Origin of the sequence: Nitrospira sp. MA-1, assembly GCA_032139905.1 — a bacterium.
GTDB lineage: Bacteria > Nitrospirota > Nitrospiria > Nitrospirales > UBA8639 > Nitrospira_E.
This window is the reverse complement of record JAQJDB010000007.1, coordinates 252,773-267,489: the sequence shown is the minus strand read 5'-3', so window position 1 is coordinate 267,489 and position 14,717 is coordinate 252,773. Positions and strand designations below refer to the sequence as shown.

11 protein-coding genes are annotated in these 14,717 nt (G+C 48.6%); 2 read left to right on the top strand and 9 right to left on the bottom strand.

Features of this window, described 5'->3' with window-relative positions; translation table 11 throughout:
- The first annotated feature begins 89 nt into the window (after positions 1–89).
- Together PJI16_13970 and PJI16_13965 are read left to right on the top strand one after the other, a co-directional pair.
- Entirely contained in the window at positions 90–1,313 is a 1,224-nt protein-coding gene (locus tag PJI16_13970) for a DUF3391 domain-containing protein (protein MDT3778668.1), read from the top strand.
- Positions 1,314–1,365: 52 nt separating this feature from the next.
- A complete protein-coding gene (locus PJI16_13965; GenBank protein ID MDT3778667.1) occupies positions 1,366–4,074 on the top strand; it encodes a PAS domain S-box protein in 2,709 nt (902 codons plus the stop codon).
- Positions 4,075–4,718: 644 nt separating this feature from the next.
- Here the strand turns inward: PJI16_13965 and PJI16_13960 are convergent.
- From PJI16_13960 to PJI16_13920, 9 genes are all read right to left on the bottom strand, one after another.
- On the bottom strand, positions 4,719–5,825 hold the full coding sequence (locus PJI16_13960) for a tetratricopeptide repeat protein (GenBank protein ID MDT3778666.1): 1,107 nt from the start codon (positions 5,823–5,825) through the stop codon (positions 4,719–4,721).
- A gap of 65 nt (positions 5,826–5,890) precedes the next feature.
- Positions 5,891–6,844 (bottom strand): type II secretion system F family protein, encoded by a 954-nt coding sequence (locus PJI16_13955; protein MDT3778665.1) that lies wholly within the window; start codon positions 6,842–6,844, stop codon positions 5,891–5,893.
- Positions 6,845–6,853: 9 nt separating this feature from the next.
- The gene (locus PJI16_13950; protein MDT3778664.1) at positions 6,854–7,831 is read right to left on the bottom strand and encodes a type II secretion system F family protein; all 978 of its coding nucleotides are present in this window, start codon (positions 7,829–7,831) and stop codon (positions 6,854–6,856) included.
- A 90-nt stretch (positions 7,832–7,921) separates the two neighbouring features.
- Positions 7,922–9,247, bottom strand: a complete 1,326-nt coding sequence (locus tag PJI16_13945; protein ID MDT3778663.1) for a CpaF family protein — start codon at positions 9,245–9,247, stop codon at positions 7,922–7,924.
- Positions 9,248–9,281: 34 nt separating this feature from the next.
- Positions 9,282–10,535, bottom strand: coding sequence for an AAA family ATPase (locus PJI16_13940; protein MDT3778662.1), 1,254 nt, complete (start codon positions 10,533–10,535; stop codon positions 9,282–9,284).
- A gap of 1 nt (position 10,536) precedes the next feature.
- Entirely contained in the window at positions 10,537–10,965 is a 429-nt protein-coding gene (locus tag PJI16_13935) for a hypothetical protein (GenBank protein MDT3778661.1), read from the bottom strand.
- Positions 10,966–10,991: 26 nt separating this feature from the next.
- Positions 10,992–12,491, bottom strand: coding sequence for a type II and III secretion system protein family protein (locus tag PJI16_13930; GenBank protein ID MDT3778660.1), 1,500 nt, complete (start codon positions 12,489–12,491; stop codon positions 10,992–10,994).
- Between the two features lie 46 nt (positions 12,492–12,537).
- Complete coding sequence (gene cpaB, locus PJI16_13925) at positions 12,538–13,380, bottom strand: Flp pilus assembly protein CpaB (GenBank protein ID MDT3778659.1); 843 nt, start codon at positions 13,378–13,380, stop codon at positions 12,538–12,540.
- Positions 13,381–13,560: 180 nt separating this feature from the next.
- Complete coding sequence (locus PJI16_13920; GenBank protein ID MDT3778658.1) at positions 13,561–14,088, bottom strand: A24 family peptidase; 528 nt, start codon at positions 14,086–14,088, stop codon at positions 13,561–13,563.
- Between the last annotated feature and the right edge of the window lie 629 nt (positions 14,089–14,717).

The following is a 14,717-nucleotide window of genomic DNA, read 5'->3' as shown; positions in this document are numbered from 1 at the left end:
CTATCCGGCCCCCGGCTGGTTGGTACCCATCTGTACATCTCATATCTCATCTGGTGCGTTTTTTATCCCCTTTTGCCCAACCTTGCACCATGATTAAACGTATTTCCATTCAGGACCTGAGGCCTGGGATGTATATCACCGGCATGGACCGATCATGGTTCAAAACCCCGTTTCTCCGACACAAATGGACGATCAAACGAGAGGATGAGATTGCCTTATTGCGCAATTACGGAATCAAGGAAGTCCAGATCGACACCGAAAAAGGATGCGATATTGCCGAGACAAGTGACGTTCAGCACACATCAGAGGACCAGGATCTTTCTCACACAACCCCGTTCACATCCCCCTGGGTTGGCTCAGGGCCCAATCCGGAAGATATTGAAGCCGCACGTCTCCTTCGCGCGGAAGCGATCTCCACCATGGAGGTATTTTTCCATCAGATGGAAGCACCCACTCCCCAGCACGTCCAAGAAGTCCGAAGTGTGGTCAGCATCCTGCTTGATGGGATTTTAGACCATCAGGCCGCCATGGTATCGCTGATTCAAATGCGTCGCTTCGATCCCAACCTGGCCTCTCATGGGGTAGATACGGGCATGTTAGCCATGGCAATCGGACAAGAACACGGCTGCGATCCGACGCAATTAAAACTCGTTGGGCTAGCCGCCCTTCTCCACGACGTCGGACAACTTCGCCTCCCATTGAATATGATCCGAAAGGTGGAGCGCTTCACACCGCAAGAGCAGAAACTGATGCACGCGCATTGCGAAATAGGCGTGGCTATTCTTAAGCAATTCCCGGATATCCCTGACGAGTCGAAACGGATGGTCTTGGAACACCATGAACGGCTTGACGGATCCGGCTACCCCAAGGGATTACGAGGGCTTCAGATTTCGGAACTCACCCAAATACTGAGCATTGCCGACACCTATGACGCACAAATTAGTGGACGATGCAGCTGTCCACCTGTGCCGCCCGCCCGGGCCTTATCCGAACTCTATCAGGCTGCTGTCGAAGGGCAATACCATCTGTATCTTGTACAACAATTAATCCAACTCTTAGGTGTATATCCAATTGGTTCCCTGGTTCGCCTGAATACCGGCGAACAGGCCGTAGTCGTGTGGGTTTCTAGTCATAGCCGAATGACCCCTACCATTAAATTACTTAAGGACTCTCTGGACCAACCCTATCCCGAGCAGGCAATCATTGATCTGGCGGCACAAAGCCCAACAACACCTTTTCGATCAATTGAAAAAGCCCTGGACCCTTCTCGGGAAGGATGGGATATGTCAAAAATTCTTGAAGCTTTATGGTAAGACGAGGTATCGTTCTCACGATGTCGTCACTATGATAGGAAGGAATCGCTGAGTGGATCGGCAACATTTTTTTCAAGAACTCAATCAAATGGACATTTCAGGACTAGAGAAGGCATTACGTTCATCCCAAGCCTTTGTTCATACCCTGATGGACTCCATCCACATTGGGATCTGTCACGTAAATACACAAGGGCAGATTCTTTCCCTGAATCTGGAAGGCGCCAGGATTCTTCATCGAACCGAAACCTCATGCCTGGGACAATCCTTCCATGCACATGCGGAATGTCTCTATATTGATCTTGGCACACAAGAAGAACATTGCCCGATCACCAGAGCGATCACCACGGGAAAATCCATATGGACGCCTCAACTCTTGCTTCGACGGCCAAGTGGGGAAACCCGATGGGTGGAATTCCAATCCACGCCACTGACAGATCCGCGCCACTCTGGTGCGCTGATTATTTTTCGTGATCTCAGCCTGGAACTCCAGCAACACGAAAGGCATCACCACCTTGCATCGATGCCAGAAGAAAGCCCAAATCCCATCGTGGAAGTGGACGCTCAAGGACACCTGGCCTATGCCAACCCAGCGATGATCCGCCTCCTCGACACCTATGGATTTCGGGAAGACGGCGTGCCAATGGTGCTTCCAAGCACCCTGACACAGCTCACGCTAGAATGCCTCAAAACGATAACCCCCATCAGAGGTCTCACGGTCATTGTCGAGGGCCACCACTTTGATTGGACCTTCTCCCCTCTCCAGGAAAAAGGTCTCGTGCGGGGATATGGCCTGGATATTACGCATCATGTGCGGGTCAGCCAGACCATGACCGAACTCCATTCTCAATTTTCCTCTCTGGTGGACTCCGCCCATGAAGGAATCATCTCCGCCGATTTACACGGAACCATTGTCTCTTGGAATCCTGCAGCCCAGTCAATGTTCGGATATCAGCCTGACGAGGTCCTGGGGCATTCGATTGTGACCTTACTGGAAGAAGGATATCGAGACATGTACAGGAAAGGACTGGGAGATATCAGTTATGGTCGACCTTCAACCTTTCCCCTTCAGCAGCCATTGGAGCTCACCGGCCTACGGAAAAGCGGCGAATCTTTTCCCTTGGAAATTTCTTCCACGAGTTGGAAAGTCGGCATGGACACACATCACGGCTTTATCCTTCGAGATATTTCCGACCGGAAACGCCTCGAGCAGGCCCTCATTGCTGAAAAGGATCATCTGGTCACCACGCTTCAATCGGTTGCGGAAGGCATCATCACGACTGATCGAGAAGGACGGATTTCTTTCTTAAACCCGTTGGCCGAGCAGATCACCGAATGGACAACCCATGAGGCCTTGCACCGGCCATTCCAAGAAATATTCCGTCTGACCGGTGATAGCAAAAAAAACGATGCTGAGCCGTCTTTACAGTTTTCTTCCAGAACACTTGTCCTTTCTGAGCTGGATGCCCCTCAGCAATTACTGACCAAAGGTGGCCGGCAACGGAAGATTACCGTTAGAGAAGGACCGATCCGCGATCATAGTGGTCACCTCGTGGGCACCGTGATTGTCTTCCGGGATATCACCGACCAATCCCGTCAACTGGAAGAACAACAACGAATTAGCAAACTCAATTCCTTGGGGGTCTTGGCGGGAGGGCTGGCTCACGATTTCAATAATATCCTCACGACGATATTGGGCAACGTGTTTGTGGCCAAATTGCGAATGGTCTCGAGCGACCCCTTGACTCAAAATCTTGAGCAAGCCGAGCAAGCCTGCTTGCGCGCCAAAGAATTGACCCAACAACTTCTGACCTTTGCCAAGGGCGGAGCGCCGATAAAGACATCCATCGCGTTAGGAGAATTACTTCGAAAAAGCACGATTTTTGCCCTATCAGGGTCATCAATCAGTTGTCATTTCGACATCCCCGATGACCTTTGGCCTCTTGATGCTGATCCCGGTCAAATCCGGCAGGTTTTTCAAAACATTACTCTCAATGCAAGACAGGCCATGCCTCACGCTGGTCACTTGAGCCTCAAAGTAGAAAACGTGAGACTGAATGATTCCTCGGCCCTTCCTTCGCCGGCACTCATCCCTGGAAACTATGTGCGAATTTCTTTTGAGGACCAGGGGAACGGGATTGAGGCACGCCAACTGGCAAACATTTTTGATCCGTATTACACCACCAAACCAGGCGCTTCCGGGTTGGGATTAGCCACCGCCCATAGCATTATCCAGCAACATCATGGACACATCAGCGTGACATCAAAAGTCGGAGTCGGCACAATTTTCACCCTGTTTCTACCATCCGCACATGTCACGCCAGAAGTTGAGACAGAGAACATTCCAGCCATTCCCCGAAATTATAGAGGACGGGTCCTGGTTATGGATGACGAACACAGCATTCGCCGTATGGTTGAGGATGCGCTAACGCAGTTCGGCTATGATGTGGTCAGCGCGCCAGATGGGCAAACGGCCATCAACCTTGTTTCCAAAGGACTGGCGGATGGAAAAAAATTTGAAGTGGTCATCCTCGATCTCACCATTCCAGGCGCCATGGGAGGGGTGAAAGCCATTCAGCATCTTAGAAAATTAGACCCTCGCATTAAAGCTATTGTCACCAGCGGATATTCAGACGATCCCATTATGTGCGATTTTCAAGAACATGGATTCCAAGGGATTTTGGTCAAGCCTTATAAAATATTCGACCTGGCAAAAACTCTTGAATGCATGTTTTCTCAAAACAAGGGTGAGACGACCCACTGACGTGCTCGAGATCCTCATCGTAATAGCTGGGGTCTCTGACTCGAGTATTACCTCTGAAAGACAGATTACTCGACCCTCGTATTAAGAAAAAACCGTCACACAGAATGAACAAAGAGCAGGGAATATTTAATTTCAAAGTCCAGCGTATTCGGCTTAGCCGATAGATTTCCTGTTGTTCTCTACCGCAGTCTCACCGAGAGTCATTTTAAAGGAAAAGATGATATTGGATGCATGATAGGATAATTGAGAAGCAGGGAACAACCATCGTCCGTATCGAAAACAATTTAGGAAACGGACAAATTCAAAAAAGGAACAGACTAGGAAAACATACGGCTTACCCGACCGCCTCACCCACAAGCTCGCACAACGCGAGAATTGCCAATCATTGAAATTCATATATTGGGTGAGCTTGACGAAGGGAAGGTCCACGAGAGGACGGTTCCTTCCCCACGGTGGCAATTCTACATGAAGGTAAGTCAACGAAAAATCAGGTAAGGATTTTTCTAAATGATTGTCAGAAGACGTCCATTTCTTCCACAACCAATAAACTCCCGATCATCCCTGTCGGGAATGACTCAAGCGGACCAATCAAATCTGGGCAGAAGGCATTGACACAACGCGTCCATCCAGGGGATTTAAATGGCTCAGGACACACACACGGGGTCCCGTCGCAGTAATGTTTGCTGCTGAACCATGGGGAATTTCGACAGCATTCGATTGCTGAGCAACAGATTCTCTTTGGCCTTTTCATAAAAGGTCGGTTGGGTTTCAATGGCTTTCTCAAAACAACGGGAAGCTCGCGCAAACTTCCCAATCTCCAAAAATGCCACACCCAAGTTATTATAGGCCTTGGCTGGATCCATTCCTCGGGCATAGGCGTCGTAGGCTAGATCGAAATGCCCAAGTTTGGTGAGAGCTAATCCTAAATTATTCGAAATTTTATCATTGGATCCACCAACCTGAATCGCTTGTTGAAAGGTCCTGACCGCCTCTTCATATTGGTTATCGAGGTAATACGCCATACCCAAATTGTTCAAGATCGATGGATCATCTGCCCTTTTTTGCAAGGTAACTTCATACAGGTGGATCGCCTCTTTATGATCATGACGCCGATCGGCCACAATGCCAAGGTAATTTTGAGAGGTCCACATTTCACCGTCATACAATAGCGCCGCCTGGAACTCCTGCTCCGCCTCCTGGTCCTTCTCCATCTTCAGCAAGGCTCGCCCCATCCCCTCGTAAGCTGGTGCGAAATTCAAATCATAATCCAAAATTTGGTGAAATTGGTTATAGGCTTCCTGAGGAGATCCTTTTTCCAAATAGATCACCGCCAGCTTGTATCGCGCAGGAATCTGTTCAGGGGAAGCCTCTAACACTTTTTCATATTGAATTTTTGCCGTCCTGAAATCGCCTTGCTGCAAATGGGCATCTCCCAGTTTTTCATACTCCTCGCCCTTCATGACTTGAGTGAGATCCACAGGCGCTTGGGATTCCGAATCGATTCCCGCCTTCTGCCGTTCCATGATTTGCTGGTAATGTTCATCCTGTAGGGTGAACATGGACTGTTCTTTTTGGGCACACCCAACGACACCCAAGCTGAACAATACGAACAAAGTTACGAGGAGGCTCGCCTTCATCATTGTGTACCTCATCTGAAAGGTTTCTTTTATCGCCAGTAACGCAATCGCCCAAACAGTCAAATTGGCTGTTGGAATTTCTTGTTCTGTTATTTTGTGGAATGAAACTCCCATGTTATGTCTTCCTCTACACTTTTGAAATGTTTAACGATTCTATTGTTCGTGGATCTCTTTCGAGTTCACCCTCCCATAGCCGGCATTAAATTTCGCATAAGGCTAATAGCACCAGGACCAATGATCACCACCATTAATGCTGGAAAAATAAACAATATAAGAGGAATCATCAGTTTTACTGGAAGCTGTGCCCCTCGCTCTTCAGCTTTCAGTCTTCGTTTTAACCGCATGGAATCCGAGTGGACTCGAAGCGCCTGGCCAATACTCGTACCAAATCGATCCGTCTGAATCAGCAGGGCTACCAAACTGCGAATATCGTCGAGGTTTGTCCGATTGACCAAATTCCGAAGTCCCTGTTCCCGACTTAAACCGGCACGTAGCTCCAAGTTTAACAAGATAAATTCATCACCAAGATCGGGATGACCTTGCTTGACTTCCTGCCCCACCCGTGAAATGGCTTGGTCCAGCCCTAACCCCGCTTCTACGCATACCACCATTAAATCAAGCGCATCAGGAAACCCGTTCACTAAACGTTCTTTACGTTTAGTGATGGCACTGCTCAACCATAGTTGGGGACCATAAAATCCCACCATCATGACACCAATCAGCACAATGGGGAAAAACATGGGATCCTTTCCCTGCATCACTTCTGAACCAAAAACGAGAAAGGTCAGACCTAGCAGAATTGCCAGAAAAATCCGGGTTCCCAAAAACACTACAATCGCCCGCGGATTTCGATATCCTGCCGTTGCCAATGCGGCACGCAAACGAGTGGTGACAGCTTGATCCTTGGGCTTATTGACCTGGCCTAATCGCTCAAGCAGCTTCATGCCTTGATCTTTAAAACTCGTTTTCTTTTCAGTTTTTTGCGAGGAACTCTGCGAGAGCGACTGGCCTTTCGCCCGTATACTCCAGTCCTTGACCTTTTCCTGGGACTGCACATAACTCCACATACCCCAGCCGACAACGAGAACCCCAAAAAACACCAAAAGACTGATCAAGAATAATGGATCCATCATGCCATCCCTCTAGACTTTAATATCACACATATTTTTCATCACAAAGGCTCCCACGATCATCAACAAACCTGAACCTAGAGCCATCATTTGACCCATCTCATCCTCAATCAAAATACGCATGTAGGCTTCATTCAAGAACCACAACAGAATGCTCATCACAATCGGCATGCAGAATAAAATAATCCCCGACATCCGGCCTTCAGCCGAAAGCGCTTTGACTCGACCAAGTAATTCAAATCGTTGCCGGATGAGTCGAGAAATCGCCTCAATGATTTCCGCTAAATTTCCACCAGTCTCTCGTTGAACGACTAAGGCCGTGACAAAGAACTTTAAATCCGTACTGATCACCCGCCCATTTAAATTGTTCATCGCTTGAGGGACATCGATTCCAAACGAAATTTCCTCCACGGTTCGACTAAACTCAGGACCAATCGGATCTGGAAATTCATCCCCGATCATCTTCATACCCACAGAAAAGGCATGCCCCGCCCGAAGGGCACGAGCCATTAAATCCAAAGCTTCGGGTAATTGCCGTTCAAATTCCTTAAAACGACGTTTCCGCTTCCGTTTCATCTGAAGCAATGGAAGCATCATCCCCACAAGACTGAGCCCCATGGCAGCAAACATCCCATAGTCTTGAAAAGTGGCAACCAGTAACCCTACTCCTCCCAGCACTCCGGATAAGAGGAAAAATACCCCAACCGGCATTTGACTATTGGCCTGTTGAAGTAATTTTTCCAGTCCCCCCAACGTCGTCATAGACCCCAACAAGCTTTGAATCCACGGAATGTCGCTCATCTTGCGATTTCGAAGAATTCCAGGCGCATCTATTGCTTTCTGAAGATCTCCCGGTTTTCCCGATCCCCCACGCAAGCGCCGCTTAAAATTCCGGTTCTGGGGATTCACATATTGGTGGTAACAGTAATAGGCTCCCTCCACAAACAGAATAATGGACAGAAATATTCCAATACTAATGGCCACGGTCATGATACGTCCTCCCAACAAGATGACGAATCAACAAGACGAACCATCACAACTAAGGCCTTTGTGAAAGTGGAACAATTGAAATAGTGGTTATTACACTTCATAAATTTTCTCAGGGTCGAAGATATTTGGATCACAAGAAATGCCTAATGCTTTAAACCGTTCGACAAATTTCGGTCGCACTCCAGTTGCCCTGAATTGCCCATGCACCTTGCGTTCTTCATCCAGTCCGGTTTGTTGAAACAAGAATATTTCCTGGAGAGTAATGGTTTCGCCTTCCATACCCACAATTTCTGACAAACTGGTCATTTTCCGGGATCCATCCGACAAGCGAGTCATTTGGAGAATGACATCGATAGCGGAACTGATATAATGGCGAAGGGCCTTCGTAGCCAGATTCAACCCGGCCATGGCTACCAATGTCTCCACCCGCGTCAGACAATCTCGTGGGGTATTGGCATGAATCGTAGTCAGAGATCCATCATGCCCTGTATTCATGGCTTGTAGCATGTCGAGACATTCCCCACTTCGCACCTCACCCATCACAATTCGATCCGGCCGCATACGCAAACAATTTTTGACTAATTCCCGCTGACTCACTTCTCCTCGCCCTTCAACGTTGGGAGGGCGGGTTTCGAGCCGGACCACATGCTCTTGCCGCAATTGTAATTCCGCTGAATCCTCAATCGTCACAATGCGTTCGTCTGAGGGAATAAATCCAGACAGAATATTCAGAATGGTCGTTTTCCCGCAGCCGGTTCCTCCCGAGATCAGGATATTCAGTCGAGCTTCAACAATCCCACGAAGGAGTTCTGCGATCTCGGGAGTAAGGGAACGTTTGTTCACTAAATCCGAAATCTGCAACTTATCCTTGGAAAACTTTCGAATCGAAATAGAAGATCCATTCAATGCCAACGGCGGAATAATGGCGTTCACGCGTGACCCGTCTAACAAACGAGCATCAACCATTGGCGACGATTCATCAATTCGTCGCCCAACAGCCGACACAATTTTTTCAATAATTTTCCGGAGATGGGCTTCATCACGAAACTTTACATCAGTCAATTCAAGTTTTCCCGCCCGTTCCACGTAAATTTGGTCGGCCCGGTTGACCAGAATATCGTTCACTGATTGATCTTGCACCAACGGTTCAAGTGGGCCTAAACCCATAACTTCATGCTCAATGTCCGAAATCAGGCTTTCCCGCTCCTTCATACTGAGAGGGACAGATTCCTTCTCCAACATTTCCTGGACCAGCTTAGTCAGCTCGACCTTGAGAAGATTATTATCCAACTTCGCGACAACCGCCAAATCAAGGGTATCAATCACCTGACGATGAAGTCGTTCCTTCAATGGGCCCAGGTTTAACCCCCCAATGCCCGCTCCCGCACCCACTTCATCCCATTTTGTTTCGTACATAGACCAGATTCCTCAATCTCATGAAAGGGATAAATTATGCCCCTGAAGGGGATGATTGAACATTCCGCCCTTTAAAGGGATTCAACCATCCTGCTAACGATCCCTTGCTTGCCTGTTTTTTCGCCTGCCCGTCAAAGGAACCAGCCAGATCCCGATAGGACTGAGCCACTGCCGACCGGGGAGCCACATCGATCAACGGCTTTCCGCTATTCACGGCTTGACTTGCTGAGGGATAATCGTTGGGGAGCAGCCAGAACGCTTTTTGTTTCAAAATATCTTCCGTCTCTTTCAGCACGTCCTGTTCCGCCGATAAAAATCGATTCATTACCAACCGGATTTTTTCCGCAGGAAATCCCGAACCACGCAACAACTCTAGAATCCGCTTCGTTCGATGAACTACGGGAACCATCAACGTGGATGTCACCATAATTAACGTCGCAAGCTCCAGTGCCTTTTTCGTGGTCAAATCCAACACGTGCCCACAATCCAGAATGACATAGTCAAAACTGGATTGAAGAAGTCGGAGCGTTGCCTCCACACAATCAGGACTTAATCGACCTGTGCTGAGATCGTCATACCCCGACGGGAGCACCTGAATGCCCAATTCCGTTTTGGTAAGGACACGAATGAGAAATGCCTGGTCTAGCCTGGACAAATCTGTCGCGATATCCCGGAAGCTATGGTTCGGTTGCAAATCGAGATACAAGGGAAGATCTCCACCATGCTGGTTGACATCCACCAGTGCCACGGACGGGTTGTTGGGCCCTTTTTTTATAGCAGCAGCCAAATTTACCGCGATACTGGTCGTTCCCACCCCACCTTTTCCGCCAAAAAATGCGAGAACCTTTCCCGCCGCTCGTTGTCCGTCACCCTGACGAACTGGGGCGGTGCTCCGATCCAAAAATCGCATTATCGCATCGCTCACTTCTTGCTTTTGGAGTGGTTGGGCTAAAAACTCTTTTGCTCCGGCACGCATGGCTTCCAATAAAATATTGGACTCCAGGCTGGCAGCGGTCAGGAATATCTCCATCCCTTTATTCAATTTCATCATCTCTCGAATAAGGGAGAAAGTATCCTCCGGAGTGTCTTCAAGTTCCATAATCATGAGTGCAGGAACTCCCGGATCCGGACCGTCCTTGAGCTGCACACCGTCAGTTTCCCGAATGATGCTCTCAAGGGTCGCCTTACATTCTTGCGAGCGAATGGAAAGCTCAATGACTGGCACATCAGATGAGGCCCCTGAGGAATCCGCGCCTATACGTTTTGGCTTCCAGCTTTTATCCTTCATGTTAATATCCCTCCGAAGAGACCCCAATTGAGGCATTACCGCCTGAAGAACCACCGCTTGATGAGCCACCGCCGGAACCACCCTTCAATTTAAACGGGGAGTACGGCGGGCTTTCAAACATCAACTGATACCGAGCCAGACTTTGGTGCAGAGCATGTGAATCGGCTGAGCCAGGAATAGGACCAAGATTGTTGGCCGACGCAGGATTCACGATTTGATTTTCGAGAGCCTGTCGATATGGCAACCCATACTCTTCATGAAGGTGAATAGGTTGGGGTGCCCAAGGCGAGAAGACTTGATCACTTTTCCCCATGGCGTGAGGCCGTCGTCCATGGTCCTCGGTCATGACTGGCCACACACCACAGCCACCCACTCCCACCAGAAGCAGGCCGATCAAACCGGCCATTGTCACAATTGATTGGCGTTGCATGCTATACTCCTTTTTCATCAAATTTCCTATGGGGCCAGATGGCCAAACATTCCTTCCATCCCACCTTTACGGTAAGGCATTCTACCTGCCACTCTCGGTGATCCAAGAGTGTAGGCCTCACTCGGCCTGGCGACACCTGACTCGGGAAACGCCCCTTCCATATATCCCATCAGCATCAACTCAAAATCATTGGGTTCCAAATAATGATCCGTGGGCAAGGTCTGCTTCGCCATGTCCAGAGGTTTCACTAAATGAGGGGTCACAATTACGATCAGTTCGGTCTCATTCTTTTGAAATGAGGTACTCCGGAATAACGCTCCCAAAATCGGAACATCACCGAGGACAGGATATTTTGAAACCGTTTCCTTGATATTTTCCTGGAGAAGACCCGCAATGGCAAAACTTTGTCCATCCCCCAATTCCACCACGGTCTTGACTCGTCTGGTCGTCAGAGCGGGAATCTGAAATCCCTGTATGACAATGCCATTGGCAAAATCTAATTCTGACACCTCAGGGTTCACAATCACGGAGATGCGTCCCTCCGAAAGAACGGTGGGGGTAAATTTCAACCCGACCCCGTATTCTTTAAACTTTACCGTCACCTGGCCGAGTTGCTGGGGAATTGGAATGGGATATTCTCCTCCAACCAGAAATTCCGCGGCTTGCCCGCTCTCTGCAATCAAGGTCGGTTCGGCTAAGGTTTTTGAGAGAGAATGTTCCTTCAGCAGATCTAAAAAGAGGGTCCATAAATCATCACCAATCCCGAACCCTAAAATCAGATTCGAGGCCAGCGTTCGGACACTCGGAAATTCCAGGGTCGTAGTTTGTGAGGATTGTGCATGCGCAAACGGCTCGAAAGCATCAACCGTGGACAGATCATTAATGAGTCCGATGGAAAAATCACGGTGATTTTTCTGAGCCCGTTTAAAATTGACCCCGAGTCGCTTCATCAGCCCGCGCTGCATTTCCGCAACTTTCACTTCCATCATCACCTGTTGCACACCACCCACCTGAATCATATTTATGATTTTTTTCGGAGCATAGGGCTCAGCGAGAGTTAAGGCTTTCGCCAAGGACTCCATATTGGTGACATTGCCGGCCAGAGTAATGTGTTCATGACTATTCATCACTTCAATGCCGGGTTCATGAGGCAACATCGTATGAAGCTGCTCCTTCAATCGAGTCACATCGGGAGAAACTTGGACTTGAAAAACATTTGCCACCTGGCCATCTTGCCCCCAGAGGGTCAAAGTCGTCGTCCCAACTTCAATCCCGGTCAGATATATTTGCTTACTGGAAAGCACAATTTGATCCGCCACTTTAGGATTTGCAACCGACGCACGCTTAAAGGCCGTCTCTCGTTCAATAATCTTTGATTCTCCGACCGTTAGTCGTAGGCTTTGAGGCTCATTGACGTGGACAGCCTGAGTGGTGAGGCCTTCCCCTAAGGCTCCCGTGTAGCCCCCAAGGATTAGGCCAAGGGCCAACACCATGCTCCTGAATAGAAAACCGTGAGTCTGATTCATAACCTTACCTTTCCTAACGCTCATCGCGTCCCTCTCGACGACCCTCTTAAAATTTCATCGTTTTTCGGTCTGTCCCTTGGATCACCTCAACTTGCTCCTTCGGTTTCCCCCTTCTAGGGGGCGGAGGAATGAGTTGGTGGGATCGCATCAAATCCTTAAAGTCTGCACCTTTGGTTTTCTTCACCTCAGGGTTCAGTGGGCTCCTTAAGGCCAATCGTAACTTCCCACCGTTTTCGGCCATGGCTAATCTCTCGGCTTCCTCTAACGACACTTCCAGTGTAATAACTTTAACCGGAGTAGGTTTTTCTTCTCCGGCTGATCGCTCCATTTGCGTATCGATTGCTAACACGAGTGTGTTTTCCAAAACTACCTTGGTCACTTCTTCTTTCGCACCGCCATTGTCCTTCTTTTTAGCCCTAGGATCTTCAAAAGTTGCCATCACATCGACCCGATCACCCGGCTGCACAAAACCCGGAAGCCCTACTACTTCATTCACTTTCACAGCCATCGCCCGTTTGTTGGGATCCATGACTGCAGACACTCCGCCCGTTTTCACATCAATGGGAGCCAACTTAGACTCTAAAATAGGCTCATTTTTTTTCAGGTTCGTCAGCACCACTCGGCCGTTCAAGGAAGCAAGGTCCTTAAAATGACCCACTGGGACGCCTTCTTCTGGGTATGTCATGACTCGTACGGCTTTTTCGCCGAGTGGTGTTCCCCAGGGGATATCGGCACTGGCCACCGCGACACTCACACCCTCCATCACCACTTCAGGGGCGTCAACTTCAATCATTCGTTGCCCCTGTAGCCACCGATAAACCATGACCGTAGTCACCAGGGCAATCATCATGGCAATTCCTAAAAATACGAGTGGACGTTTTTGTCCCATGAGACTTCCTCCCCCTTCTTCACCAAATCAAGACCAAAATTTGCATTCATGCTTATCAATCCTGAAGTTTCAACTTCTCTACCTCATGCATATCGGATGGCAAATGGCATTCTTAATAGACAACAAGAAGAATCTTCCCCGATTGCTCATATTCAACTCGCATACCTAAACGAACGCGAGTTACAACACATCATAATAAAACAACGTTTTGGCGATCACGGTACCCAGCCCTAACACGAGGGCATACCGCAACTTTGGTTCCGCTGTTTTATTTTCACCCGAAACCGGAAGGGTCCGCGTAATTTTGAGAGTTGAAAGAAGGAGAAACATCCGATCCCAGGCATGACGCATCCCCCCTTGATTTGACATTAGAGCCAAGCTATACAACCCACCCAACATGGCCGCAAATGCAAACGCAAATACCACCTGGCCCGGACCCAGGATTGTTCCAATTGCTCCGAGCAATTTCACATCTCCGGCGCCCATTCCCCCTTTAAGATAAAAATATATCAAGCAGACCAACCCCATAATCAGACCTCCGAGACTGAATAGGAATCCGTCCCAACCATACTCCAGACTATTCAATCCAATTCCAAAGACTGCCAAGGAACCTGTCAGCCAATTGGGAATCCGCCCCTCCCGAACATCAGTGACAGCGGCCACTATCAACCCCAAGGCTAATCCAAATAAAAGAAATGAAGAACTCATGCCTTCAGATTATTCCTTAATTAGATTCATAATTACACTTTCAAGAGGGTACACCAATAACGACTCCTTCCAATAAACACATAAACCAGCATCGAACATGAAGCAAAAGCACAGGGAACGGTTCATGTTTCGGAGGGTTGCCGGACTTTCTTAAGGCTTGCATCCAAAAATTATTCATGCACCTTGGCTGCCTTTAATATTACATTTAAAAAATTCCGATTTTACATTTCCGGCATTGGACAAACATGTAAGGTTTCAGTGAGGCCCTCACACGATGTGGCCATCCAGAACACTTAGTCATGTCGGACCTGTGTATGTCACGGCATATCTGCCATTCAGCCGACAGTATCTGAGGCATGGAACTCAAACATTTTCTTTTGTGTTGAACGGAGGGAAAGGATGTTGAACAACCACGTCGTGAATTTTTTACACGTTCTCTATTGTGCGTGAAATAACCAAGCACTTCCCTAGTCATGCTCGACTTTGATCTTTGAGAATCCATCTTTTTCCCCTCCATAAACTACGAGTTTTCCTTCTCGTCATCCCCACGGTCACTCAGCAGGAAGCACTCTCCCTTACGTCAAACGAGCGCGTTCCTCCCACCGCCTGCCCACCCCTCTCCACTCCCT